The organism is Ideonella livida (assembly GCF_010499455.1).
GTDB lineage: Bacteria > Pseudomonadota > Gammaproteobacteria > Burkholderiales > Burkholderiaceae_C > Ideonella > Ideonella livida.
On sequence record NZ_JAAGOH010000031.1, the window covers coordinates 24,284 to 49,052 of the forward strand.

General features: G+C 70.2%; 23 protein-coding genes. 17 read left to right on the top strand and 6 right to left on the bottom strand.

Annotated elements, in window-relative coordinates; all coding sequences use genetic code 11:
* Nucleotides 1-169: 169 nt before the first annotated feature.
* The 5 genes from G3A44_RS18875 to G3A44_RS18895 all read right to left on the bottom strand — a co-directional run bounded on the left by G3A44_RS18875 (nucleotide 170) and on the right by G3A44_RS18895 (nucleotide 4,186).
* A complete protein-coding gene (locus G3A44_RS18875) occupies nucleotides 170-2,512 on the bottom strand; it encodes a methyl-accepting chemotaxis protein (RefSeq protein ID WP_375138680.1) in 2,343 nt (780 codons plus the stop codon).
* Between the two features lie 61 nt (nucleotides 2,513-2,573).
* Nucleotides 2,574-3,095, bottom strand: coding sequence for a chemotaxis protein CheW (locus G3A44_RS18880; RefSeq protein ID WP_163459309.1), 522 nt, complete (start codon nucleotides 3,093-3,095; stop codon nucleotides 2,574-2,576).
* 28 nt (nucleotides 3,096-3,123) lie between these two features.
* A complete protein-coding gene (locus G3A44_RS18885; RefSeq protein WP_163459310.1) occupies nucleotides 3,124-3,489 on the bottom strand; it encodes a response regulator transcription factor in 366 nt (121 codons plus the stop codon).
* A 58-nt stretch (nucleotides 3,490-3,547) separates the two neighbouring features.
* Nucleotides 3,548-3,931, bottom strand: a complete 384-nt coding sequence (locus tag G3A44_RS18890) for a response regulator (RefSeq protein WP_163459311.1) — start codon at nucleotides 3,929-3,931, stop codon at nucleotides 3,548-3,550.
* Between the two features lie 102 nt (nucleotides 3,932-4,033).
* Nucleotides 4,034-4,186, bottom strand: coding sequence for a rubredoxin (locus G3A44_RS18895; RefSeq protein ID WP_163459329.1), 153 nt, complete (start codon nucleotides 4,184-4,186; stop codon nucleotides 4,034-4,036).
* A gap of 182 nt (nucleotides 4,187-4,368) precedes the next feature.
* Here G3A44_RS18895 and thiD point away from each other — a divergent pair, with 182 nt between their 5' ends.
* From thiD to mpl, 4 genes are all read left to right on the top strand, one after another.
* Nucleotides 4,369-5,340: a bifunctional hydroxymethylpyrimidine kinase/phosphomethylpyrimidine kinase gene (thiD, locus tag G3A44_RS18900; RefSeq protein ID WP_163459312.1), complete on the top strand. Its 972-nt coding sequence runs from the start codon at nucleotides 4,369-4,371 to the stop codon at nucleotides 5,338-5,340.
* Nucleotides 5,282-6,622: a glutamate-1-semialdehyde 2,1-aminomutase gene (hemL, locus tag G3A44_RS18905; protein WP_163459330.1), complete on the top strand. Its 1,341-nt coding sequence runs from the start codon at nucleotides 5,282-5,284 to the stop codon at nucleotides 6,620-6,622. Before thiD ends, hemL begins: the two co-directional genes overlap by 59 nt.
* A 17-nt stretch (nucleotides 6,623-6,639) precedes the next feature.
* Entirely contained in the window at nucleotides 6,640-7,479 is an 840-nt protein-coding gene (locus G3A44_RS18910; protein WP_310734416.1) for a D-hexose-6-phosphate mutarotase, read from the top strand.
* A gap of 124 nt (nucleotides 7,480-7,603) precedes the next feature.
* Entirely contained in the window at nucleotides 7,604-9,007 is a 1,404-nt protein-coding gene (gene mpl, locus G3A44_RS18915) for a UDP-N-acetylmuramate:L-alanyl-gamma-D-glutamyl-meso-diaminopimelate ligase (RefSeq protein WP_163459314.1), read from the top strand.
* Between the two features lie 24 nt (nucleotides 9,008-9,031).
* Here the strand turns inward: mpl and G3A44_RS18920 are convergent, their stop codons facing one another.
* On the bottom strand, nucleotides 9,032-11,761 hold the full coding sequence (locus G3A44_RS18920; RefSeq protein ID WP_163459315.1) for a zinc-dependent metalloprotease: 2,730 nt from the start codon (nucleotides 11,759-11,761) through the stop codon (nucleotides 9,032-9,034).
* 192 nt (nucleotides 11,762-11,953) lie between these two features.
* Between G3A44_RS18920 and G3A44_RS18925 the strand changes: the two genes are divergently transcribed.
* The 13 genes from G3A44_RS18925 to G3A44_RS18985 all read left to right on the top strand — a co-directional run.
* Nucleotides 11,954-12,595: a YqiA/YcfP family alpha/beta fold hydrolase gene (locus G3A44_RS18925; RefSeq protein ID WP_163459316.1), complete on the top strand. Its 642-nt coding sequence runs from the start codon at nucleotides 11,954-11,956 to the stop codon at nucleotides 12,593-12,595.
* The gene (gene fabG, locus G3A44_RS18930; RefSeq protein WP_163459317.1) at nucleotides 12,586-13,326 is read left to right on the top strand and encodes a 3-oxoacyl-ACP reductase FabG; all 741 of its coding nucleotides are present in this window, start codon (nucleotides 12,586-12,588) and stop codon (nucleotides 13,324-13,326) included. Before G3A44_RS18925 ends, fabG begins: the two co-directional genes overlap by 10 nt.
* Nucleotides 13,323-15,386: an ankyrin repeat domain-containing protein gene (locus tag G3A44_RS18935; RefSeq protein ID WP_163459318.1), complete on the top strand. Its 2,064-nt coding sequence runs from the start codon at nucleotides 13,323-13,325 to the stop codon at nucleotides 15,384-15,386. Before fabG ends, G3A44_RS18935 begins: the two co-directional genes overlap by 4 nt.
* Nucleotides 15,387-15,505: 119 nt before the next feature.
* Nucleotides 15,506-17,497 (top strand): ribonuclease catalytic domain-containing protein, encoded by a 1,992-nt coding sequence (locus tag G3A44_RS18940; protein ID WP_239061971.1) that lies wholly within the window; start codon nucleotides 15,506-15,508, stop codon nucleotides 17,495-17,497.
* 49 nt (nucleotides 17,498-17,546) lie between these two features.
* Nucleotides 17,547-18,422 carry an energy transducer TonB gene (locus G3A44_RS18945; protein WP_163459320.1) on the top strand — a complete coding sequence of 292 codons (876 nt, stop codon included), beginning with the start codon at nucleotides 17,547-17,549 and terminating at the stop codon, nucleotides 18,420-18,422.
* Complete coding sequence (gene aroE, locus G3A44_RS18950) at nucleotides 18,419-19,306, top strand: shikimate dehydrogenase (protein WP_163459321.1); 888 nt, start codon at nucleotides 18,419-18,421, stop codon at nucleotides 19,304-19,306. Before G3A44_RS18945 ends, aroE begins: the two co-directional genes overlap by 4 nt.
* A 21-nt stretch (nucleotides 19,307-19,327) precedes the next feature.
* Nucleotides 19,328-20,134: a transglycosylase domain-containing protein gene (locus tag G3A44_RS18955; RefSeq protein WP_163459322.1), complete on the top strand. Its 807-nt coding sequence runs from the start codon at nucleotides 19,328-19,330 to the stop codon at nucleotides 20,132-20,134.
* Between the two features lie 13 nt (nucleotides 20,135-20,147).
* A complete protein-coding gene (locus G3A44_RS18960) occupies nucleotides 20,148-20,747 on the top strand; it encodes a hypothetical protein (RefSeq protein WP_163459323.1) in 600 nt (199 codons plus the stop codon).
* A 51-nt stretch (nucleotides 20,748-20,798) separates the two neighbouring features.
* Nucleotides 20,799-21,323 (top strand): TlpA disulfide reductase family protein, encoded by a 525-nt coding sequence (locus G3A44_RS18965; RefSeq protein WP_163459324.1) that lies wholly within the window; start codon nucleotides 20,799-20,801, stop codon nucleotides 21,321-21,323.
* Nucleotides 21,324-21,612: 289 nt separating this feature from the next.
* The gene (gene accB / locus G3A44_RS18970) at nucleotides 21,613-22,071 is read left to right on the top strand and encodes an acetyl-CoA carboxylase biotin carboxyl carrier protein (protein WP_163459325.1); all 459 of its coding nucleotides are present in this window, start codon (nucleotides 21,613-21,615) and stop codon (nucleotides 22,069-22,071) included.
* 14 nt (nucleotides 22,072-22,085) lie between these two features.
* Nucleotides 22,086-23,438 (top strand): acetyl-CoA carboxylase biotin carboxylase subunit, encoded by a 1,353-nt coding sequence (gene accC, locus G3A44_RS18975; protein WP_163459326.1) that lies wholly within the window; start codon nucleotides 22,086-22,088, stop codon nucleotides 23,436-23,438.
* Between the two features lie 21 nt (nucleotides 23,439-23,459).
* Nucleotides 23,460-24,365, top strand: coding sequence for a 50S ribosomal protein L11 methyltransferase (gene prmA, locus G3A44_RS18980; protein ID WP_163459331.1), 906 nt, complete (start codon nucleotides 23,460-23,462; stop codon nucleotides 24,363-24,365).
* A 105-nt stretch (nucleotides 24,366-24,470) separates the two neighbouring features.
* Nucleotides 24,471-24,769: zinc-ribbon domain-containing protein (locus tag G3A44_RS18985; protein WP_203561473.1), on the top strand; the 299-nt coding region annotated here is incomplete at its 3' end.

Here is a 24,769-nt window from a genome sequence, read left to right on the forward strand (position 1 = left end):
GGGATCCGCGAGCCGCACCGGATGCCGGTGGGCTCTAGAGGATGCCCAGGCCGGCCAGACACGCCCTCCCACCTGAAACCGGGCATCCACGCCGGTGCATCCGGCGGAATCGATCCCGGCGCCGGCAGCCGTGGCCGCTGGCAGGAGGGAGGACGGCTGACCAGGCACGTCAGGCGATCTTGAACCGGTCCACCGACTGGCGCAGTTCGTCGGCCGACCGCGACAGGTCATGCACCATCTGCGCGGTGGAGCGGGTGCCTTCACCGGTTTGTTCAGTCACCGCGAAGATGTGCTGGATGTTGGCCGCCACCACGTTGGCATGCTCCGCTTCCTGGCGCGCCTCGTCGGAGATTCGCTCAATCAGGCGGGCCAGTTCACGCGTGACTCGGTCAATGTCCACCAGGGCCGCACCGGCCGCATCGGACAGCTTGGCACCCTGCACCACACCCTGCGTGGACTGTTCCATAGCGGCCACAGCATCTTGGGTGTCGGTCTGAATGGTCTTCACCAGCGCCGCAATCTGCCGCGTCGCATCGGCGGAGCGTTCGGCCAGACGCTGCACTTCTTCGGCCACCACCGAGAAGCCCCGACCAGCTTCACCGGCCGACGCGGCCTGGATGGCGGCGTTCAGGGCCAGCACGTTGGTCTGCTCGGTAATGTCCGAAATCAGCTCGGTGATTTCACCAATCTCCTGGGAAGACTCACCCAGTCGCTTGATTCGCTTGGAGGTTTCCTGGATCTGCTCGCGCAGGGTGTTCATGCCACCGATGGTGTCCAGCACCGCCTGGCGGCCGGAGGACGCTGCTTCCAGCGACTGGCGCGCCACGTCGGCGGTTTGCTGGGCCTGTGCCGACACTTCGTTGATTCGGTTGGCCATCTGGAGCACGGATTCGCCGGTTTCACGAATCTCGCGCAGCTGCTCGGTGGAGGCCGCCAGCAGCTCCGTGGAAGTCTGCTCCACCTGCTGGGTCGTGGCCGACACCCGCTCTGCCGTCGACTGCACCTGCGACACCAGGGAGCGCAGCTCTTCCACCGTGTAGTTCACCGAGTCGGCGATGGCGCCGGTGATGTCCTCGGTCACGGTGGCCTGCTGCGTCAGATCGCCCTCGGCCACCGCCTGCAGTTCGTTCATCAATCGCAGAATGGCTGCCTGGTTGGCGTCGTTCACGCGCTTGGCCTCGCGCTCCTGCTCCTCGGCCGCCAGACGCTGGGCTTCGGCCTGCTGGGCACGAAGGGCCTGGTTTCGCACATACAACCGCAGGAAGCCCACACCGCCGGCGATGATCGCCACGCCGGAGACCAGCAGCGCAATCAGGTAGGCGGCGCTCAGACCACCCTCACCCTCCAGGGTCGACTGCACCGACTCCAGGCCCTTCCGCAGCGGCTCGGAGTCGTTCACGATGGCGGTCTGTGCCTCGCGGGCAGAGACCAGACCCTGCAGGTTGCCCAGAATGGCGCTGGCCTGGGAACGGGTCTCCTCGTACTGGGCAATCAGCTGCTCCAAACGCTCCTGGGTCTGGGCGTCCTTGGTGCCCGGCAGCCGCAGCTCGGGGTTGCCCTTGAGCAGTCCCTCGGCGATCTCACGGAAGGAGTTCAGGTCCTTGCCCAGCAGGAACACCGCCTCGGGGCTCACCCCCTCCAGGGTCAGGAATTCGTTGGCACTCTTGCCGATGCGCTGGGTCAGCATCACCAACTGGCCCACCGCGGACAGTTCGGCCGGCGAGGCGTTGGTCTGCAGCTTGAGGGAGGAGACGGTCTCAGCCGTCTCCAGCAGATCTGAGGACTGGCGGTTGATGGTGCGCAGGGCCTGACCGACCTGGGTCAGCGTGGCTTGCTGCGCCAGCACGATGCCGGCGTTCTTCTCGGCGCGATCCACCAGGGGCAGCAGGGGGTCCAGCACCTCGGAGACTCCGCCACCCACGGGCGAGAGCTGGTCGTTGCCGGACTTCAGGCCGCGCAGGTTGCGGGCCAGCACCTCGCCGCTCTCACGCACTTCAGGGAAGGCCGCGGGGTTGCCGATCAGGGCCTGCGACACCGACTTCGCCAGACGCTGCGACTGCATCAGGGCCTGACCGGTGGCGGTCAGCTGCACGGCCTGCTTGCCTGCGGCATTCAGGGCCAGCGCACCGGCGGCCACGAAGATCAGGCCACCGCCAGCCAGCAGGCCGATCAGCAGCCGCTGCTGCTCCAGCGCCGGCCGCTTGCCGATCAAGGGCAAGCCGGTGGACTCCTCGCCAAAGGTCGAAGGTTCGGCCAGACGGGACATCATGCCGTCGGGCTCCTGCTGCAGCGGCACGGCGTTGCTGTCGGCGGCCCAGGCAGCGGGCGGCGGCTCGTCAGGCGGCATCGCCGCCTGCTGACCCGACAGGCGCTGGTCGATCTGGCTCAGAAGCGCCTCCATGCCCTGCTCCGCGGGCACCGTCCCCGCCGGTGTGGACAGAGGTCCCTCGGTCGGAGCGGCATCGGCCGGACGGGAACCAAACTTGTCTTTCAACTGGTCGAGCAGGCTCATTGCTTCCTCTTTACATGCATGACCGCTTCACGGCCTGTCTGACATCGATGCCGCGGCCCGGTCACGCGGCCACGTCGAGAAACACGGGATCGGCGATCAGCGCCGCGAGATCGAGTTCGTCCCACTGCCGGCCGGACGCATCCTGCCACCGGGCCGGCGCGAAGGCGGGCCGCGGGTCGGACAAGGGCACCGGCTGCAGCTGTTCCGCGTCCCGCAGGCCGGCCAACCGGTCCACGAGCAGGGCGCAGTTGGTGCGCAGGCTGGCGTTCATCACCACCAGCTGGGCGCCACCGCGCACTGCAGTGGCGCTCGCCGTCCGGAGCCCCAGGAAGACCGAGAGGTCGAGCACCGCGTTGAGCTGGCCGCGCACGTTGGCCACACCCACCAGCCAACGGGTGGCGTGGGGCACGGGCGTGAGGTCGCGCGCGGCCTGGATCTCACCGGCCTGCCCCAAGGGCAGCAAGAGGCCCGCGGAGCCGCACTCCACCGCCAGCCAACCGGCATCGCGAGGACGTTCACGTGCCGCCTGCAGGCGGCTGGCCAGCCGAAGCTGCAACTCTCTGAGGGCGTCCTTGTTGGGCATCGTGCTCTCGGTGAGGGACGCGGGCGGATCAGCCCAGCGCCTGGATCTTGGCCATCAGCTCTTCCGCATCCACGGGCTTGACGACGTAGTCGCGCGCACCTTGGCGCAGGCCCCAGACCCGATCGGTCTCCTGGCCCTTGCTGGTGCACATGATGACCGGCACGTCGGCGAACTTGGGGTCGCGGGTGATGGCGCGGGTGAGCTGGAAGCCGTTGGTACCCGGCATGACCACATCCATCAGGATCAGGTCGGGCTTGCCCTCGGCCAGACGGCGCATGGCCTCCTCTCCGTTCTCCGCGGTGCGCACGGAGAAACCCCGGCGGCTCAGCAGATCGGAGAGGTAATGCAGTTCGGTCTTGGAGTCGTCGACCAGGAGAATGTTTTGGATTGCCATGAGAGCCTCAGGAACAGGCTAGGTCAGGGGCAGCGGTTGCCGGGTCGGGCCTGGAGGCTCAAACCCGGGCCGCCTGCCGTGAGGCGAACTCAGCCACCACCTTGAGCAGCTGGTCCTTGGTGAAGGGCTTGGTGAGGTAGTCGTCGGAGCCGACCATGCGCCCGCGCGCCTTGTCGAACACGCCGTCCTTGGAGGACAGCATGATCACCGGCACCTGCGCAAAGCGCGGGTTGCGCTTGATGATGGCGCAGGTCTGGTAGCCATCGAGCCGCGGCATGAGGATGTCGCAGAAGATGATCGTGGGCTCAAGGTCGTCGACCTTGGCCAGCGCATCGAAACCATCCTCGGCGAGCAGCACTTCGTAGCCGCCCTGCTTGAGGAAGATCTCGGCACTTCGCCGGATGGTGTTGCTGTCATCGATGACCAGCACCCGGGTTGCCATGGGCTTTACCGCCTGACCTTGTTCCACCACCTTGCGCCCCTCGACGTTCGGAATATTTATGCGACCGGTGTGATGCGACGGCGGCCTTTTGGGCCACTGCGCTCAGATCTGGACCATCTCGAAATCTTCCTTGCGGGCGCCACACTCGGGACAGGTCCAGTTCATGGGCACATCGGCCCAGGCTGTTCCGGGTGCGATGCCGTGCTCGGGGTCCCCTTCAGCCTCGCTGTAGATCCATCCACAGATCAGACACATCCAAGTTTGGGGTTCGTTCACGGTACCAGCCAGATCACTACAATGCCCTGGGAGTATAGCGACGGCCCGCGCCCCCGGAACAAGGGTTTGTCGTTGCGGCGCAAAGCGCCCGATTTCCGACGCCCGCCCTGGCTGGACCGGACCCCTTCCGCCCCGTTTCCGATGTTCTTCCCAGCCACGCCATGACTGCTTCCGCCCCCCTCGCCCCCCCTGATGCCGGCAGCGATGCGGCAGCGGCCTCACCCGCCTGCATCCTCTGCTTCAACGCCGCCGACCCCACCGGCGCAGGCGGCCTGGCCGGGGACATCGCCACCGTCTCCGCCATGGGCGGCCACCCGCTGCCCGTGACCTGCGCGCTGCTGCTGCGCGACACCGCCGAGGTGTTCGACCAGCACGAACTGGAGCCCGACGTTGTCGCCGAGCAGGCGCGCACCGTGCTGGAGGACATCACCGTCTCCGGCTTCAAGGTCGGTTTCCTGGGCACGCCCGAGAACGTGGCCGCCGTGGCCGAGATCCTGTCGGACTATCCGGACATTCCAGCCGTGAGCTACCTGCCGGCCCTGTCCTGGATGGAAGAGGAAGCCCAGCAAGCCTATGCCGACGCCTTCCGTGAGCTGGTGCTGCCGGCCACCGAGGTGCTGGTAGGCAGCCACAAGACCCTGATGGACCTGCTGCTGCCCGATTGGGAATCCGACCGCCCGGCCTCACCCCGTGAGCTGGCTGTGGCCGCGGCCGAGCACGGCACCCAGATGGTGCTGGTGACCGGCGTGATGTTGCCGGCCCGCGGGCAGAACCAGTTCGTGGACAACGTGCTGGCCTCGCCGCAGGGCGCCCTGACGGGTGAGAAGTTCGAGTTGTTCGACGTGAGCTTTGTCGGCGCGGGCGACACGCTCTCGGCCGCCATGGCGGCCTTGCTGAGCGTGGGCAGCGAGATCCAGGCGGCCGTGGGCGAGGCGCTGCAGTTCCTCGACCAGAGCCTGGATGCGGGCTTCCGCCCCGGCATGGGCAACGTGGTGCCAGACCGTTTCTTCTGGGCCTCCCCCCCCGAGGAGGAGGAAGCTGAAGGCGAGGCGCCGGGCGAGACCGACGATGACGATGACACCCCCACCAACGACGTTTCCCTGCCCCCTGGAGGCCCCCGCCGTGTCCACTAACGCCCAGCTGTTCGAACGGGCCCAGCGTTCCATCCCCGGTGGTGTCAACTCGCCGGTGCGTGCCTTTCGCGCCGTCGGCGGCACCCCGCGCTTCATCTCCCGCGCCGAGGGTGCCTACATGTGGGATGCCGAGGGCACCCGCTACATCGACTACATCGGCTCCTGGGGCCCGATGATCCTGGGCCATGGCCACCCGGCCGTGCTTGAGGCGGTGCTGTCAGCCGCCCGCGAGGGCTTCAGCTTCGGCGCGCCCACCGAGCGCGAGGTGGAGCTGGCCGAGGCCATCATCGAGCGCGTGCCCAGCATTGAACAGGTGCGCCTGGTGAGTTCAGGCACCGAGGCTGGCATGAGCGCCATCCGCCTGGCGCGGGGCTACACCGGCCGCAGCAAGATCATCAAGTTCGAGGGCTGCTACCACGGCCACGCCGACGCCCTGCTGGTCAAGGCCGGCTCGGGCCTGGCCACCTTCGGCCACCCCACCTCGGCCGGTGTGCCGCCGGAGGTGGTGCAGCACACCCTGGTGCTGGAGTACAACAACGTCGAGCAAATCGAGGCCGCCTTCGCCGCGCATGGCGCCGACATCGCCTGCGTGATGATCGAGCCCATCGCCGGCAACATGAACTTCGTGCGCGCCGCGGTGCCCTTCGTCAAGCGCATCCGCGAGCTGTGCGACCAGCACGGCGCGCTGTTTGTGTTCGACGAGGTGATGACCGGCTTCCGCGTGGCGCTGGGGTCGGCGCAAAGCGTCTATGCCCAGGCCATCCCAGGCTTCACGCCCGACATCTCGGTGTTCGGCAAGGTGATCGGCGGCGGCATGCCGCTGGCCGCCTTCGGCACCTCGCGCCGGGTGATGGAGAAGCTGGCGCCGTTGGGCCCGGTCTACCAGGCCGGCACCCTCAGCGGCAATCCGGTGGCCACCGCCTGTGGCCTGGCCACGCTGCGCGAGATCAGCCGGCCCGGTTTCTACGAGGCCCTGGGGGCGCGCACCCGCACGCTGGTGCAGGGCCTGCAAGCCGCCGCGGATGCCGCGGGGGTGCCCTTCGTGGTGGACAGCGAGGGCGGCATGTTCGGCTTTTTCTTCACGTCGACGCTGCCGCAGAACTACACCCAGGTCATGGCCACCGACCAGGCGCGCTTCAACCGCTTCTTCCATGGCCTGTTGGACCGGGGCGTGTACCTGGCCCCGGCCCTGTACGAAGCCGGCTTCGTGAGCGCCGCCCACACCGAGGCTGACATTGCCGCCACGGTGGCCGCCGCCGCCGACGTGCTGCGCGCCGAGTGATGCAGGGGAGCGCCAGCGTGACCTCCCTCGTGGATTTCCAAGGCCATCCGGCCCTGCGGCTGCGCGCCCCGGACGGCGCACAGGCCACCGTGCTGCTGCACGGCGCCCATCTGGTGTCCTGGATCCCGGCCGGGGGCGAGGAACAGCTCTACCTCTCGCCCACCGCCCGCTACGGCGACGGGCAGGCGGTGCGTGGCGGGGTGCCCGTGGTGTTCCCGCAGTTCAACCTGCGGGGCCCGCTGCCGCACAAGCACGGCTTTGTGCGCACCCGCGCCTGGTCGGTGGCCGAGCAGGTGGTGCGCGCCGGTTGCGCCATCGGCGTGATGCGGCTGGAAAGCGACGCGGCCACCCGGGCCCTGTGGCCGCACGACTTCGCGCTGGAGCTGACGGTGATCGTCAGCGGCCGCGAGCTGGAGATCGAGCTGTCGGTGACGAACACCGGGACGGAGGCCTTCGAGTTCACCAGCGCGCTGCACACCTATCTGCGCTGCCATGACGCGCTGCGGCTGCAGCTCGAGGGCCTGCAGGATGTGGGCTACGAGGATGCGGTGCTCGGTGAGGTCCACACCCAGTGGGGCGACGTGCTGACCGTGGTGGGTGAGCTGGACCGCATCTACCGTCAGGTGGGAGGCCGTACGCTGACACTGCGGGAGCTGGGCCATCGGGTTCACCTGCAACAGACGGGCTTTGAAGACGTGGTGGTCTGGAACCCGGGTGACGAGAAATGCGCCGCCCTGCCCGACATGCCTGATGCCGACTGGCGCCAGATGCTGTGCGTGGAGGCCGCCTCGATCACCGAGCCGGTGTGGTTGGAGCCCGGCGCGGAGTGGGCCGGCATGCAACAACTGCAGTGTTGAGACCCACCGCACCCGAGCTCCGCATGGAACCCCCACGCCTGCTCCGCCTCTGACCCCAGGGCCCGGCGCTGCCGGGCCTTGTCCATTCCGCCTCCCAGCGCCCCTCCTCTCCCCCCATCGACTCATGCACCTCCACATCCTGGGCATTTGCGGCACCTTCATGGGCGGCGTGGCCGCACTGGCACGTGAGGCCGGCCACCGGGTCACTGGCTGTGACGCGGGGGTCTACCCCCCCATGAGCGACCAGCTCCGGGCCTTGGGCATAGAACTGATCGAAGGTTACGGCGCCGAACAGATGGACCTGCGGCCGGATGTGTGGGTGGTGGGCAACGTCGTCACCCGGGGCGAGCGCTACCCGCTGATGGAAGCCATCCTGGAGGCCGGCGCCCCTTACACCAGCGGCCCGCAATGGCTGGCCGAGCATGTGCTCCAGGGGCGTCACGTGCTGGCCGTGGCCGGCACCCACGGCAAGACCACCACCACCTCCATGCTGGCCTGGATCCTGGAGGCTTGCGGCCTGCAGCCGGGCTTCCTGGTGGGCGGGGTACCGCAGAACTTCGGGGTCTCCGCCCGGCTGGGCGACACCTCGCGTCCCGGCACGCCGTTTGTGATCGAGGCGGACGAATACGACACGGCTTTCTTCGACAAGCGCAGCAAGTTCGTGCACTACCGGCCACGCACCGCGGTGCTGAACAACCTGGAGTTCGACCACGCGGACATTTTTGCCGACCTGGCAGCCATCGAAACCCAGTTCCACCACTTGGTGCGCACGGTGCCGGCGTCGGGCCGGTTGGTGGTGAACCAGCGCGAGGACAGCCTGGCCCGGGTGCTGGCGCGGGGCTGCTGGAGTGGTGTCACCGCCTTCGGTGCGCGCAAGGAGCAACCCGGCGCGCTGCGGGCACGCGGTGAGCCGCACGCCTTTGACGTGCTGCGCGGCAGCCTGAAGGTCGCCCGCGTGGAGTGGGGCCTGCTGGGGGAACACAACCAGCTCAACGCCCTGGCCGCCATCGCCGCGGCCGAGCACCTGGGGGTGGAACCCGAGGCCGCCGCCCGGGCGCTGGGGGGCTTCCAGAACGTGCGTCGACGGCTGGAGCTGAGAGGGGAGGCCGGCGGGGTGAAGGTCTATGACGACTTCGCCCACCATCCCACGGCGATCCGCACCACGGTCAACGGCCTGCGACGCCGGCTGGACAAGGAAGCCAGCAGTGCCGGGGGCCCGCCGGCCCGCATCTTGGCGGTGTTCGAGCCACGCTCCAACACGATGAAGCTGGGCACCATGAAAGCGCAGCTGCCCTGGTCACTGGAGGAGGCCGACCTGAGCTTCTGCCACGCCGGCGGCCTGGGCTGGGACGCGCGCGAGGCCCTGGCCCCCATGGGCGCCAAGGCCCAGGTGGCCGACACGATCGACGCCCTGGTGGCCCAGGTGGTGCGCGCCGCGCGCCCCGGCGACCAGGTGCTGTGCATGAGCAACGGCGGCTTCGGCGGGGTGCACACCCGCCTGCTGGAGGCGCTGGCCGCCCGGGGTTGACACCCCGGGGCCGGCGCCCGCGGCTCAGCCGCGGGACATGCTGGCGCGCAGGGCCTCGGTCAGGGCCGAGAGGCTCTCGGCCAGGTGGGCGCGCTGCAGCACCGGTCCGCCGGTCTTGGCCGAGGCGGTCTTGAGTGTGGCCACCAGCGCCTGGGTCTGCCAGCGCACCAGGCTCAAGGCATCGGCGGGAAAACCGGGCGCTGGCCGGGTGAGCAGGGACACCAGACGCCGCACATGCTCGCGCTGCAGGGTGCGACGCATCGGGCTGATCTCCCGGCCTGACTTCAACTCGGTCCACACCGCCTGCTGGACCTGGGCATAAACCTCTTCCAGCCCCAAGGCCTGGCGGCGTTCGGCGGGGCTGAGGTACTGCGTCTGCTCCTGCAGGCGCTGGGCCGTGGCGGCCGCCAGCAAACGGTCCAGGCCCTCGAGCTGCAGGCGCAGCACCAGGTCGGAGATCGACACCGGGGCCGCACGCCCCCATTCCTGGGTGTTGGGCCCGAGCATGGCCAGGAAATCAGGCCGGAACTCGAAGCTGTCCGCCGCGAACAAGCCCGTGGTCAGCCACTGCAGGGCGGCGCGCTGCCGCGCGGCCGGCACAGGCTGGTAGGCCGCCAGCGTGGTCTCGCCCGGAGCCTGACGCTGGGTATAGAGGCCACCGACATGGCGGGCCACCTGGTCGGGCAGTCCACGCAGTTGGGCGAAGCTACTGGCCAGGCTGCGGCGTGCCCGGGCCGGGTCCAAGCGGCCGCTGCCGGCCTGGGCGGACTGCAGGCGCTGCCACAGCTCCTGGGAGAGGGTCCAGCGCCGCTGAGCCCAGGCCAGGGGATCATCGCCCAGGTCGAACAGGCTGGCACGGGGGTCCAGCGCGCTGGGCCCGGAGACGTCGGCGTCGTCGGCGAACACCAGTGCCGGCTCGGTGGAGCGGGCGGCGATGCGGGCCAGCGCCTCCCGCTCGGCCTCCGGCGCCAGCGGGCGGTAGGCGTACTCGATGGCCCAGAAGTCATAGGCCCCCAGCGTGGTCTGCACCAGCGGCAGGCGCTTGCCCTCCGATTGCAGCGGCAGGTGATAGGGCAGATAGTCCATCACCGAGTTGGACAGGCCCTCGCGCGACAGACGGTCAAAGTCGCCCAGCAGACCGGCGGGCACCACAGTAGAGCCCTTGAAGTTGTGCTTCAACCCCAGGGTGTGGCCCACCTCGTGCGCAATGGTGGACTGGATGACGGCAGCCACGAAGGCTTCGACCTCGGGACTGTCGGGCGACAAGCCCTCGCGGGCCTGCAGCAGGTCCAGCGCAAAGCCCAGGCCGGCCGCGCTGCGCAGCGTGTGGTCGCAGTGCTGGTCGTGACGGTGCCCGGTCAGGACCGGCAGGGCAGCGACCGGCGTGGTGGCGTCCACATCCTCGACCACAAAGCGGCGGGCCCCGCGGCCGAAGACGTCACTCATGGCGATGTCGGCATCGAGGATCTCGCCGCTGCGCGGGTCCACCACGCTGGGGCCGCGGGCAAAGCCGACATCGGCGCCGACAAACCAGCGCACCGACGCGTGCTGGCCATCCAGGGTGTCGAAGCTGTCGTCATCGGCCTGCTGGCGCACCACCACCGCGTCCTTGAAACCCAGGCGCTCGAAGGCGGCGTTCCAGACCAGCACGCCGTCCCGCACCGCGGCGCGGTAGCGCTCGGGAATGGCCTTGTCCAGCCAGAAGGTGATGGGTTGCACCGGCGGCGAGAGGGCAGCGCCAGGGTCCTGCTTCTCGAGCCGCCAGCGGGCCACGTAGTGGACGCGGGGATTGGGCCGCTGGTCGCCGGAGAGGTCGGTGAAGGCTTCGGTGAAGTGGCCCAGTCGGGGATCGGCCAGGCGCGGGCGCATGGGCTCGGTCGGCAGGGCCTTGAAGTTGTAGACCACGCCCACGAAGAGGCTGCGGGGATCCGGCAGTGTGGACGGCGGCGCCGGCATCGGGGCGGGGCTGGGCATGAGGGGTGGCGCCGGCAGGCGCGGCATGCCGAAATGCAGCCGCACCTGCAGACTGGTGTGGTCGGCCGCGGACTGGCTGGCCTCGATGCTGGAATTGGCGCGGTCCAGGCTGAATGGCAGGCGATAGGCCGTCTCCAGCGCGGTGCCATAGGCCACCAAGTCACCCAGCAGGAAGCCGGCCTCGACCAGCAGGGACTTGCGCTCCGGATGCGGAGCGGCCACCAGCGGCATGGCCGCCAACAGGCTCTGCGAGAAGCCCTGGCGGACAGCACGTTCGGCCACCGGGTCCTGCGGGGCGCGGTACTGGGTGTTCAGGGCCACCAGCTGCACCGCGTTGCCCACCCGGCGGAACTCCACCGTCCAGTCCGGGCCCATCTGGCTGCCGTACAGGCCGCGCTCCCCCACCGACTGGCTGATGCCCGTGCTCAGCAGCAGGGGCTTGCCCAGGGCGTCGGCCGGGATTTCCAACCAGGTCTTGTCCTCCTTTCGCCAGACGGTGAGCAGGCCGTTCTGCGCGCGGGCCTCCTTGACCACGTCGACAAAGGGCTTGAGGCCGCTGGGATCGGCCGGTTTGGCCGGGGCCGCCCCCCCGGCAGCCGAGGCGGCCCCCGAAGCGGCAGTGGCCGCCGCCGGGGCCGAGGCGGCGGGCTTGGGCGCGGCGGCCGCTTCGGCCGCGATTGCCGACAAGGGGGCGGTGGCCGCCAGCGGCGGCACGGCGGGCAGGCCGAGCAGGGAGACCCCGAGAAGGGCGCGCCAGCCCGTGGAGAGATGCGAAGACATGCGACGAAGAGCGTCTGCAAGGACGCCGGTTCAGGACAGGAAAGCGGCCCGCCCTCGTGGGACGTTCCGCGGCCGATCGGGAGACACCCAAGTGTCGTTGAAGAGCCGCCACCGGGTATCGGGGACGCTCCGGCCTCCCTGCGGTCCGCCGGGCCAGGGTCGTCGGTGGCCTCCTCCTACACTGTCGCGGTGATGTCCCAGAACCCCCGCCCCCTCACCACCCATCTGCTTTACCTGCACGGTTTCCGCTCCTCGCCGCAGTCCTTCAAGGCCCGACGCATGGCCGACTGGGTGCAGTGCCACCGGCCGGACCTGGTGTTCTGGTGCCCGCAGCTGCCCCCCTCCCCCGCCGAGGCCATGGCCCTGGTGCGCCAGGGCACCGCCGGCTGGCCGGCGGCCAGCAGCGTGGTCATGGGGAGCTCGCTCGGGGGCTTCTATGCCAGCGTGGTGGCCGAGGCCACCGGCTGGCCCGCCCTGGTCATCAACCCGGCCGTGGATCCGGCGCGGGACCTGGCGCGCCACATCGGCCAGCAGACCAGCTGGCATGACCCGCAAGACACCTTTTTCTTCCGGGAGGCCTTCATCGACGAGCTGCGCGACATGGCGCCCGCCTCGCTGAGCCGGCCCGAACGCTACGCGGCCGTGGTGGCCACGGGCGACGAGGTGCTGGACTGGCAGGAAATGGCGGCCTGGCATGCGCGCAGTCAGCTGCGCGTCGTCCAGGGCGGCGACCATGCACTGAGCGACCTCGACCCGCACTGGGACTTCATCACCCATTTCCTGCACCTGCAGCCCACATCCCCCACGCCACAAGGATCCACGCCATGCGCCTGAAGGACAAGGTCAGCCTGATCACCGGAGCCGCCCAGGGCATCGGGTTGGCCACCGCACTGAAATTCGCCCGCGAAGGCGCCATCGTCATCGTCATCGACCTCAAGCCCGAGGGCGTGGACGCCGCCGTGGCCGCCTGCCGCGACGCCGGCGCCACCGCCGAGGGCTTTGCCCTGAGCGTGACCGACCGGGCCGCCGTGGACGCCATGGTGGCGGCCGTCAAGGCGCGCTTTGGCCGCATCGACGTGCTGGTCAACAACGCCGGCATCACCCGCGACGCCCGCCTGCAGAAGATGACCGAGGAACAGTTCGACGCCGTGATCGACGTGAACCTGCGCGCCGTCTTCCACTGCGCCCAGGCCGTGGCCGACACCATGGTGGCCCAGGGCGCCGGTGTGATCCTCAACGCCTCCAGCGTGGTCGGGGTGTACGGCAATTTCGGCCAGACCAACTACGCGGCGGCCAAGTTCGGCGTCATCGGCTTCACCAAGACCTGGAGCCGCGAGCTGGGCCCCAAGGGGGTGCGGGTCAACGCCGTGGCGCCTGGTTTCATTGAGACGCCGATCATCGCCACGGTGCCCGACAAGGTGCTGGACGCCCTGCGCGCGGAGGTGCCGCTCAAGCGGCTGGGCCAGCCCGAGGAGATCGCCAACGTCTACGCCTTCCTGGCGAGCGACGAAGCGAGCTATGTGAACGGTGCCGTGCTCGAGGTCTCGGGCGGACTCACGGTATGAAGCGCCTGCCCGCAACGACGCTGCCGGGTCGCCGGCGGCAGGTCGCTGCCCTGGCGGCCGCCTGCTGGACCGGCCTGGCCGGCGCCCAGCTGCGGCTGCCCGAGACGCTTCAAGCTGACGCTACCCCGACCGCCCAATGGCAGTGGGTGCACCAGAGTCCACTGCTGCGCATCGAGGTCAACCGCGCCAGCCTGCAGGTGCAGTCCTCGCGACTGGCCTACCAGCTGCGCGACGGCATCGGTGCCCCCCGCTGGGTGGCGGCCCGTTGCGACCAGGGGCTGCGGGCGGAACTGCCCGCAGCCGGGCCGCAGGGCAGCAGCCTGTCGCGCCTGCTGGACCCCGACCTGCCCTGGCGCCGGCCGGCCCACGGCAGCCGGGCCGAGGCCGACCTGCTGCATGCCTGCGACACCGCCCGCCAGCGCAACCTGGCGGTAGATGCCGTGCCGGAGTGGCCGCAGGAGGATTGGGAAGCGGTCTACAACGCTTGGCGCCACACCGCCGCGGGTACCCCGTCCACGGACTGGCGGGTCGCGTACTTCGCCACCGAGGACCAGGCCCGGCGGGGCCGCCTCGAACGCTGGGGCACCGGCACCCACCACCTGGCCCCCCAACGGCATGCCTCCAGCCAGGCCGATGTGCCGCTGGCGCTGCGCACTGCCCTGGGCAACCTCACCCGCCCAGGTGAGCGCAGCCCGGTGCTGGCGCTCAAGGGGGTCGAGGGCGAACCGGAATGGGCCATCCTCGAGCTGGTGGCCCGGGGGCCGCTGGAGCGGCCCGCCGACCGGCAGGCCTTCATGCGCCAGGCTGCCGCCTGGGTGGGTCAGGGCCTGCTGGACGGCCCGGCCGCCTTGCGGGCGGATCCGGATCATGCCGCGCGCGTGGCCTACCTGGACGCCACCACGGCCCAGGCCATCAAGGCGGTGCCGCCACACCTCTCGCCGAACGTGCGCCTGGGCAGTGGCCTGACGCCGCTGACCTGGGCCCTGCTCTCCACCGACCTCGACCGGCTGCAGGCCCTGCTGGACCGCGGTGCTGACCCCAACCTCTGCGGCCAGCTGGGGTGCCCCTTGCACCTGCTGGGCCTCAAGGAGGATGCCGCCACCCGTGCAACATGGCTGGAGCGGCTGCTGCAGGCCGGCGCCCGCCCCGATGCCGTGGACACCACCTACCGCTTCGCCAGCACCACGGCGTTGGGCGACGCCGTGCTCAAGGGCGACATGGGCACGGCGCGCCGACTGCGTCGGGCGGGGGCCCATCCCGATGGCGTGCCGGGCGTGAGTGCCACTCCCCTGGAGATGGCCCTGGAGACCGGCCAGCGCGCGGCCGCCCAGTGGCTGGTCGCCGAAGGGGCGAGTGTGCTGCCCTGGGAGGACCGCAGCATCCAAGACCCAGCGCGGGGCGCCCTGGGCCGGGGCAACCCCTGGCTGGCCAGCCGCGATCATCCTGATCTGCAAAGCTGGATTGAAGGGCTGATGATGTCGGCCGCCGCCGCCCGCCCAGAACACGACATCCGACTCATCGTCGAGCAGGACGGTCGGCGCCAGCCCGTGCAGGACGGGGGGGTGCTCACCCTAAGGCCGGCGCCATTCCGGTTGATCTTCGTCATGCCGGGGACCCACCCGCGGGGGGTGACGCTGACGGCCTCGCTGTCGCCGAGCTTTGCCCAGGCAGCCCGGCGCAACCACCGCGGCAACGGGGCCCTGATCCCCTCACGCAGCGGCGCGCTGACCGAGGTGGATCAACCCAACGCCGGCGCTCTGCTTCTGCACGACACGCCGGTAGGCGGCACCTCGCGCGACCAGGCTGTCGGCGGCCACGTGGTGCTGCAGGCCGATCCCAGCGTGCGGCGGGACTTTCACGCCCAGCGCGGCACCGAATACATCCGCGAGGTGGCGCATGTCACCGCCGTGCCGGAGCAGGGCGAGCCCGGGCCCGACCGGCCGATCACAGCACTCAAGGGACAGCAGCTGGAGCTGGTGTACGGCAGCACGCTGGTGCTGGACCCCATCGAATGGGCTCCCTGGGTCAAGGTGCGTGCCCTGACCCTGCGTTTTCGCTGAGCCCGACCCGCCGCCCGCACGGCGCGGCCTGCAGCCCGGGGCCGGCACGGTCTGAGACAATCCGCCGCGTGAACTACGCCCTGTTTGATGAGGCCGGCAAATTTCTCGCTGGCCGTGTGATGTCCGAAGCTGACAGCTCGATGCAGATCGAGCTGGAGTCGGGCAAACGCGTGAAGGTCAAGGCCGCCAACGTGCTGCTGCGCTTTGCCAAGCCGCAGCCAGCCGAGCTGCTGGCCGCCGCCCAGGCGGGCGCGGCCGAGATCGACCTGGACCTGGCCTGGGAGTTCGCGCCCGAGGGCGAGTTCGCCTTCGCCGACTTTGCCCGCGACTACTTCGACGCCTCCGCCTCGGTGGAGCAGCAGGCCGCCGCGCTGCTGCGCCTGTACGAGGCCCCGCATTACTTCCGACGCGCCGGCAAGGGCCTGTTCAAGAAGCAGCCCGAGGACGTGGTCAAGGCTGCCCTGGCGGGCATCGAGCGCAAGAAGCAGCAGGCGGCGCAGATCGAGGCCTGGACGGCCGAGCTGGTGGCCGGTCAATGCCCGGACGCGGTGCGCAGCCAGCTCTACAAGATCCTGTTCAAGCCCGACAAGAACGCCAGCGAGTACAAGGCCGTGGTCGAGGCGGCCAAGCGCAGCCAGCGCGCCCCGCTGGATCTGCTCAAGGACGCCGGCGCCATCACCAGCCCCTACCAGTTCCACTGGCGGCGTTTCCTGTTCGAGACCTTCCCCAAGGGCACGGGCTTCCCCGCGCTGGCGGCCCCGGACATCACCGACGAGCTGCCGCTGGCCCCGGTGCAGGCCTTCTCGATCGACGACTCGCTGACCACCGAGATCGACGATGCCCTGTCCGTCACCGGCCTGGGCAGCGGGCAGATCGTCTTCGGCATCCACATCGCCGCCCCGGGCCTGGCCGTCACGCCCGACAGCCCGGTGGACAAGGTGGCGCGCGAGCGCCTGTCCACCGTCTACATGCCGGGCTGGAAGATCACCATGCTGCCCGACGAGGTGGTGCAGCGCTACACGCTGGACGAGGGCCGTGACTGCCCGGCCGTCAGCCTGTACGTGACCCTGGACGAGGCCACGCTGGCGGTGCAGAAGACCGAGACGCGCCTAGAGCGCGTGCCCATCGCCGCCAACCTGCGCCACGACCAGCTGGACGCCGACGTCACCGAGGCCAGCCTGACCGGCGAAGCCGTGGCCGGATACCCCTTCGCCGCCGAGCTGGCCTTCTGCTTCCGCCTGGCCCGGCACCTCAAGGCCGCCCGCGAAGTGGTGCGCGGCAAGCCGGAAACCTTCAACCGGCCCGACTACAACTTCCGCCTGCAGCGCGCCGACGGCAGCACCGGCAACGACCGCGAGCCCGAGGGCGGCGAGACGGTGATCATCACCGAGCGCCGCCGTGGTGCCCCCCTGGACCTGATCGTCTCCGAGGCCATGATCCTGGCCAACAGCACCTGGGGCGGCTGGCTGGCCGAGCTGGGCGTGCCGGGCATCTACCGCAGCCAGGCCAGCCTGGCCCCGGGCGTGAAGGTGCGCATGGGCACCAAGCCCGCGCCGCACGCCGGCATGGGCGTGGCCCAGTACACCTGGGCCACCTCACCGCTGCGCCGCTACACCGACCTGGTCAACCAGTGGCAGATCATCGCCTGCGCCCGCAATGGCCGCATGGCCGCGCTGGCCGCGCCCTTCAAGCCCAAGGACGCAACGCTGTTCTCCATCATCTCGTCCTTCGATGGCGCCTACTCGGCCTACAACGGCTTCCAGTCGGCGGTGGAGCGGTACTGGACCCTGCGCTGGATCGAGCAGCAAGGCCTGACCGAACTGGACGCGGCCGTCATGAAGGAAGGCCTGGTGCGCGCCGAGACCCTGCCGTTGGTGTTCCGCGCCCTGGGCTGCGAAGCCCTGGACCGCCACACCCGGGTGCGGGTGCGCATCACCGGCATTGACCTGCTGACCCTGGAGCTGCATGCCAGCCTGGCCACCCGCCTGGACGACACCCCGCCTGCAGCCGGCACCGAGGAAGAGGACGAGGACAGCCCGCCCACCAGCGGACTGACCCTGGCCATCGACCTCAACGACGGCGGCGACAACGCCGCCGTCGCACCGGCCTGAACCCTGCCGGCCTGAGTCCCGCCCTCCACCGCCTGCACTGCCGACCGCCATGCGTGTCCCGACCTCCCCCTGGCGTCCCACCCTGATGACCTGGGCGGTGGCCCTGTCGCTGGCCGCCCATGCGGTGCTGCTGAGCATCCGCTTCGTGGACCCCGAGCGCTTCAGCCGCGTCTTCGAGGACTCGCCGCTGGAGGTGATCCTGGTCAATGCGCGCTCCGCGCAAAAGCCGCTCAAGGCCCAGGCCCTGGCCCAGGCCAGCCTGGAAGGCGGTGGCGATGCCGACTTGGGCCGGGCCACCTCGCCGCTGCCGCCTTCAGCCATGAGCCTGGCAGGGGACGGCCTGGACGACGCCTACCGCAGCATCGAGCAAATGCAGGACGAGCAGCGCCAGCTGCTGGTGGCCGCCAAGCGTGCGCTGTCCCTGCTGCCACCGCCCGACCCCACGCTGGCCAAGGACTCGCCCGAGCGCGCCCGCCAAGAGCAGAAGCGCCGCCAGATGGAGCGCCAGATCGCCGAGATCGAAAAGCGCATCCAGGAAGAGAACGCCCGCCCCCGCCGCAAGCATGTGCACCCGGCCACCCAGGAAGTGGCCTACGCCCAGTACTACGACGCCTTGCGCCGCAAGGTCGAGGAACGCGGCACCCAGGACTTCCCCACCCACAAGGGCCAAAAGCTCTACGGCGAGCTGATGGTCAACTTCGTCGTGGACGCCCGTGGCCAGGTGGTCACGGCCGAGGTCGTGCAACGCTCCAAGTCTCGCGAGCTGGATCGGCGCGCCGTGGCCATCCTGCGGGCGGCCGCCCCCTTTGGGGCCTTCTCCGCCGACATGCGGCGACAGGCCGATGAGATCCTGATCACCTCCCGGTTCCGTTTCACCCGCCTTGAGGCGCTGGAAACCACCCTGTCCGTCAACGCCGCCCCATGACGTCCTCTCCCGGCACCGCACTGCCCGCCGCTCCCGACACCGTCTCGCCCGACCGCTATGCGGTGGTGGGCCATCCTGTGGCCCACAGCCGATCACCGGACATCCATGCCGCCTTCGCCGCGGCCAGCGGCCAGTCGCTGACCTACGGCCGCCTGCTCGCCCCGCTGGACGGCTTCGTCGCCACGGTGCAGGACTTTGCCGCCCAGGGCGGCCGGGGCTGCAACGTGACCGTGCCGTTCAAGTTCGAGGCCTTCCACTTGGCTACGCGGCGCACACCGCGGGCTGGCCGGGCCGGTGCCGCCAACACCCTGCGCTTTGACGCCGAGGGCTGGCTGGCTGACAACACCGACGGCGCGGGCCTGCGCCGGGACATCGAGGTCAACGCCGGCCGCCTGCTGCAGGGCCTGCGCGTGCTGCTGATCGGCGCCGGCGGCGCCGCCGCCGGCGTGCTGGGCCCGCTGCTGGAGGCCGCCCCCGCCGAGCTGGTGCTGGTCAATCGCACCCTGGACAAGGCCGAGCGCCTGGTGGCCAGCCACGCCGACCTGGCGCACGACCACGGCGTGCAGCTGCAGGCACGCCCCCTGGCACAGGCCGGCGAAGGCTTTGACGTGGTCATCAACGGCACCGCCACCAGCCTGAGCGGTCAGGGCGCGCCCGTGGATGCCCGGGTGCTGCGCCCGGGCAGCCTGGCGGTCGACATGATGTACGGGCCCGCCGCCGCCCCGTTCCTGGCCTGGGCTACCGCCCGGGGGGCTCAGGGGCGCGACGGCCTGGGCATGCTGGTGGAGCAGGCGGCCGAATCCTTCGCCTTGTGGCGCGGCGTGCGTCCACAGACCGGACCGGTGCTGGCACGCTTGCGCCAGCAGGTGGACCACACGGCCTGAGCACAGGCGAGGACGCACCCGATGGCCGCCACCGCCTCCGCTGGGCGCCTGCGCCAGCAGCTGCTGGACCTGGGGGGGCTGCTGCTGGTCTGCGTCCTGGCCCTGCAGCTGTTCTTCGTCGCCCGCATCGCCCTGATGGCCGCGGTCGACCCCCAGTCCACCGCATTTGAGCGCAGCGAGGCCTGGCGCCTGCTGCGCCAGGGACAGCTGGGCGGCCAACGCCCCTGGAAACAGCAGTGGGTGCCGGAAACCCAGCTGCCGCGTAGCCTGCGCCAAGCCGTGATCGCCAGCGAAGACGCCAATTTCGCCCAGCACGGCGGCGTGGAGTGGGACGCCATCCGCAGCGCCTGGGACCGCAACCGCCGCGCCGAAGCCCGGGCCGAGAAAGCGAACCAACTGGCCGAAGAGCGTGCGGCACGCGCCGGCAAGGCCCTGGACCCTGCACGCCAGCGGGTGCCCAAGGTCGTCGGCGGCTCCACCATCAGCCAACAGCTGGCCAAGAACCTGTTCCTCTCCGGCGAGAGGACGCCGCTGCGCAAGGGCCAGGAGCTGGTGCTGACCTACCTGCTGGAGGGGCTGCTGGACAAGCGCCGCATCCTGACGCTCTACCTCAACCATGTGGAGCTGGGCGAGGGCGTGTTTGGTGCCGAGGCGGCGGCGCGGCACTATTTCCGCCAGGGTGCCAGCCAACTCAGCCCGGCCCAAAGCGCGCGTCTGGCGGTGATGCTGCCGGCACCCAAACGCTTCGAGAAAAACCCCGGCTCCGCTTATGTGAGCGGCCGCACCGCCAGCGTGCTCGCCCGCATGGCTGGCGCCGACCTGCCCTGAGCGCCCCGACGCCATGCAAGACGACGACCTGCAACAGGAACTGGCCGCGGTGGCCGCGCGCCTCATCGTGGACGACGCCCAGGACTGGGCCAGCGCCCGCCGCAAGGCCGCCGCCCAGCTGGGGTTGCGCCTGGGCCGTGACGTGCCCGCCCCCAGCGATGAGCAGCTGGAGGACGCGGTGCGGGAACACCTGGCGATCTTCCATGCCGACACCCAGCCCGGGGAGCTGCGCGCCCTGCGCGAGCTGGCTCTGGCCTGGATGGAGCGGCTGGCCCCCTTCCGCCCCCACCTGGGTGGTGCGGTCTGGCGCGGCACGGCCACGGCGCAGTCCAACATCCTGCTGGACCTCTACGCCGACGACCCCAAGGCGGTGGAGATCTTCTTCATCGACGAACATCTGGACTTCGACAGCCAGGGGGAGGACGCCGAGCATCTGGTGCTGAGCGTGTCGGTGCGCAGCCGCGCCCTGGGTGAGTGGGTCACACTGCACTGCAGCGTGCACGACTTCGATGCCCTGCGCGGCGCCCTGCAGCCCGATGCCCGTGGCCGCAGCTGGCGCGGCCCTGCCGAGGCCCTGCGCCAGCTGCTCCAGGCCGAGGACAACGCCCGCTGAGCCGGAGCCGCCCCGCCCACCGCCCACACGCCGTCCCGTCGAGGAGATCCCATGAGCCCTGAACGTAGAGTGTGGTTGGGCGCCGGTGTCGGCGCCGCCGTGCTGGGTGGCGTCACCTGGCGCCTGCTCGGCCCGTCGCCCTCCCCCACGCCACAGGACGACCCGCAGGCCCGGCTGTGGCAACTGCCGCTCACCGACCCGCAGGGCCGCCCGCTGTCGCTGGCGCCACTGCGCGGTCGCCCCCTGGTGGTCAACTTCTGGGCCGCCTGGTGCGCGCCTTGCGTGCGGGAAATGCCACTGCTGGACCGTTTCGCACAGGCCCACCGCGCGGCGGGCTGGGAAGTGCTGGGCCTGGCGCTGGACAAGCCCGAGGCGGTGCAGGCCTTCCTGGCGCGCACGCCGGTGGGCTTTCCGGTCGGGATGCTGGGGCTGGACCAGATGGGCTGGCTGCGCGAGCTGGGCAATCCGGCCGGCGCCCTGCCCTACACCCTGCTGCTGGATGCCCGGGGCCACGTGCGCCAACGCAAGCTCGGCGAGCTGGACGAGGCCCTGCTGGGCCGCTGGCGCGAAGGCTGACGGCCGATGGTCGCGCCGCCCTGCCAGCCCGCCTAGGCGCTGTCAACTGCCGGAAGTTGAATTAATTTGACCGGCGTTGACCTGAAATCGCGCTCAATGGCGTAAAGTTCGCCCCTCTGATCGTGGGACCCGGCGCCCTTGGCACCCCAGGTGCGGGCGCGGACGATACCACGACGGTGGCCGCCCGGCTTGGCAGCATCGCCGGCCGCACGGTGGGCCGCCGCCCCTTGAAGACCCGGAACGGGCTGCCCGGCAGCACCGTCCACCACACCACAGGAGTACCCCTTCCATGGACCTGCGCAAGCTGAAGACCCTGATCGACCTGGTCTCCGAGTCGAACATCGCCGAGCTGGAAATCACCGAGAACGAAGGCAAGGTGCGCATCGTCAAGTCTGGTGGCGTGGTGGCCCAGGTGGCGCCCACCCTGATGGCCGCACCGGCCCCGGCCCCCGTGGCGCTGGCCGCTGGACCGGCCCCGGTGGCGGCAGCGCCGGCCGCCGCCGTAGTGGAGACCGGCCATGTGGTCAAGTCCCCGATGGTCGGCACCTTCTACGCCGCCTCCACGCCCGGCGCCAAGCCGCTGGTGGAGGTGGGCAGCCAGGTCAAGGAAGGCCAGGCACTGTGCATCATCGAGGCCATGAAGATCATGAACGAGATCGAAGCCGACGTGGCCGGCACGGTGACCAAGGTGATGGTCACCAACGGCCAGCCCGTGGAATACGGTCAGCCGCTGTTCATCATCGAGTAAGGCCCGCGCCACCCATGTTCAAGAAGATCCTGATCGCCAACCGCGGCGAGATCGCGCTGCGCATCCAGCGCGCCTGCAAGGAGATGGGCATCAAGGCGGTGGTCGTCTACTCCGAGGCCGACCGCGACGCCAAGTACGTCAAGCTGGCGGACGAGGCGGTGTGCATCGGCCCGGCCCCTTCGGCCCAGAGCTACCTGTCCATGCCGGCCATCATCGCCACCGCCGAGGTGACCGATGCCGAGGCCATCCACCCCGGCTACGGCTTCCTGAGTGAGAACGCCGACTTTGCCGAGCGTGTGGAAAAGAGCGGCTTCGCCTTCATCGGCCCGACCCCCGAGTCCATCCGCCTGATGGGCGACAAGGTCTCGGCCAAGCAGGCCATGATCGCCTCCGGCGTGCCTTGCGTGCCCGGCTCCGAGGGCGCACTGCCCGACGACCCCAAGGAGATCGTCAAGATCGCCCGCCAGGTCGGCTACCCGGTGATCATCAAGGCCGCCGGCGGCGGCGGCGGCCGCGGCATGCGTGTGGTGCATACCGAGGCGGCGCTGATCAACGCGGTGCAGACCACCAAGGCGGAAGCGGGCGCGGCCTTCGGCAACCCCGAGGTCTACATGGAGAAGTTCCTCGAGAACCCGCGCCATGTGGAAATCCAGGTGATGGCCGACCAGCACGGCCATGCCGTGTGGCTGGGCGAGCGCGACTGCTCCATGCAACGCCGCCACCAGAAGGTGATCGAGGAAGCGCCGGCCCCCGGCATCCCGCGCAAGGTGATCGAGAAGATCGGCCAGCGCTGCGCTGAGGCCTGCAAGAAGATCGGCTACCGCGGCGCGGGCACCTTCGAGTTCTTGTTCGAGGATGGCGAGTTCTACTTCATCGAGATGAACACCCGCGTGCAGGTGGAGCATCCGGTGACCGAACTGGTGACCGGCATCGACATCGTGCAGACGCAGATCCGCGTGGCCGCCGGCGAGAAGCTCAGCTTCACGCAGAAGGACATCGGGGTGCGCGGCCACGCCATCGAGTGCCGCATCAACGCCGAGGACCCGTACAACTTCCTGCCTTCACCGGGCCGCATCACCATGTGGCATCCCGCCGGGGGCCCGGGGGTGCGCGTGGACTCGCACGCCTATACCAACTACTTCGTGCCGCCCAACTACGACTCGATGATCGGCAAGCTCATCGTGCACGGCGACACCCGCGAGCAGGCCCTGGCGCGCATGCGCACGGCCCTGGCCGAGATGGTGGTGGAAGGCATCAGCACCAACATCCCGCTGCACCGCGACCTGATGATCGACGCCGGCTTCATGCAGGGCGGCACCAGCATCCATTACCTGGAAGGCTGGCTGGCGCAGCACCGCCGCCGTTGAGCGAAGGACCCCTCCGTGGCCATGCATGAACTGGTGCTCACCGCACCACAGGACCTGGTGGAGTCGGTCTCCGACGCCCTCATGGACGAACTCGGCGCCCTGTCGGTGTCGGTGGAAGACGCCGACGCCGATACCGACGAGGAACAGCCGATCTTTGGCGAACCGGGCATGCCTGCGCCCCGTCCGGGCTGGGAGCGCTCGCGGTTGAAGGCCCTCTTCGACGAGGAGCAGGCCGCCGAAACGGCCCTCACCCTGCTGCTGGCCCAGGACTGGACCGAAGGCCTGGCCGCCCACGCCCTGCAGGTGGTGGACGAACAGGACTGGGTCCGGCTGACCCAGTCCCAGTTCAACCCGGTCGATGTCACGCCCACCTTCTGGATCGTGCCCAGCTGGCATGAGGTGCCCGCCGACGCCACCCACGTCATGCGCCTGGACCCGGGCCTGGCCTTTGGCACCGGCACCCACCCGACCACCCGCATGTGCCTGCGCTGGATCGCCCACCAGGCCCCGGCGCATGCACAGCGGTGGGACCGGGTGCTCGACTACGGCTGCGGCTCCGGCATCCTGGCCATCGGCGCGGCGCTGCATGGCGCACGTGACATCGACGCGGTGGACATCGACCCCGCGGCCGTGACCGCCACCGACGCCAACGCCCGGGCCAACGGGGTCACGGTCCGCACCGGCCTGCCCGACCTGGCGCAAGGCAGCTACCCCCTGGTGCTGGCCAACATCCTGGCCACACCGCTCAAGCTGCTGGCCCCGCTGCTGTGCGGGCACCTGGCCCCAGGCGCCCACTTGGTGCTGGCCGGCATCTTGGAGCGGCAGGCCGACGAGCTCAAGGAAGCCTACGCCCCCTGGCTTGCGCTGGAAGTGCTGGACCGACAGGAAGGCTGGATCCTGATGGGTGCCCAGCGGGCCGCCGCCTGAGCCATCACCCCAGCGGGCGACCGCCAAGCGGCCGCCCGGCCCCCTACGCCCCCGCCCACGCTCCCCGCCAACGGGGCGACACACCCCCATGGCATCATCCGGCGCATGAGCCTCGTCACCCGCTGCCCGTCCTGTGACACGGTCTTCCGTGTCGTCAACGACCAGCTCAAGGTCTCTGGCGGCTGGGTGCGCTGCGGCCAGTGCAGCGAAGTCTTCAATGCGCTGGAGGGCCTGTTCGAGCTGGACAGTCCTTCGACCGGAACGGGCGCTCCGCGCGCCCCCACCCGCACCGCCCCGCAGCGGGCAAGCGCGCCCGCCACCGCGTCCGCCCGGCCCGGTGCCGCGCCCCCTGCCCGCGCGCCCTCGCCCCCACCGCCGCCGGCCACCCGCGGCGGCAGCGGTGC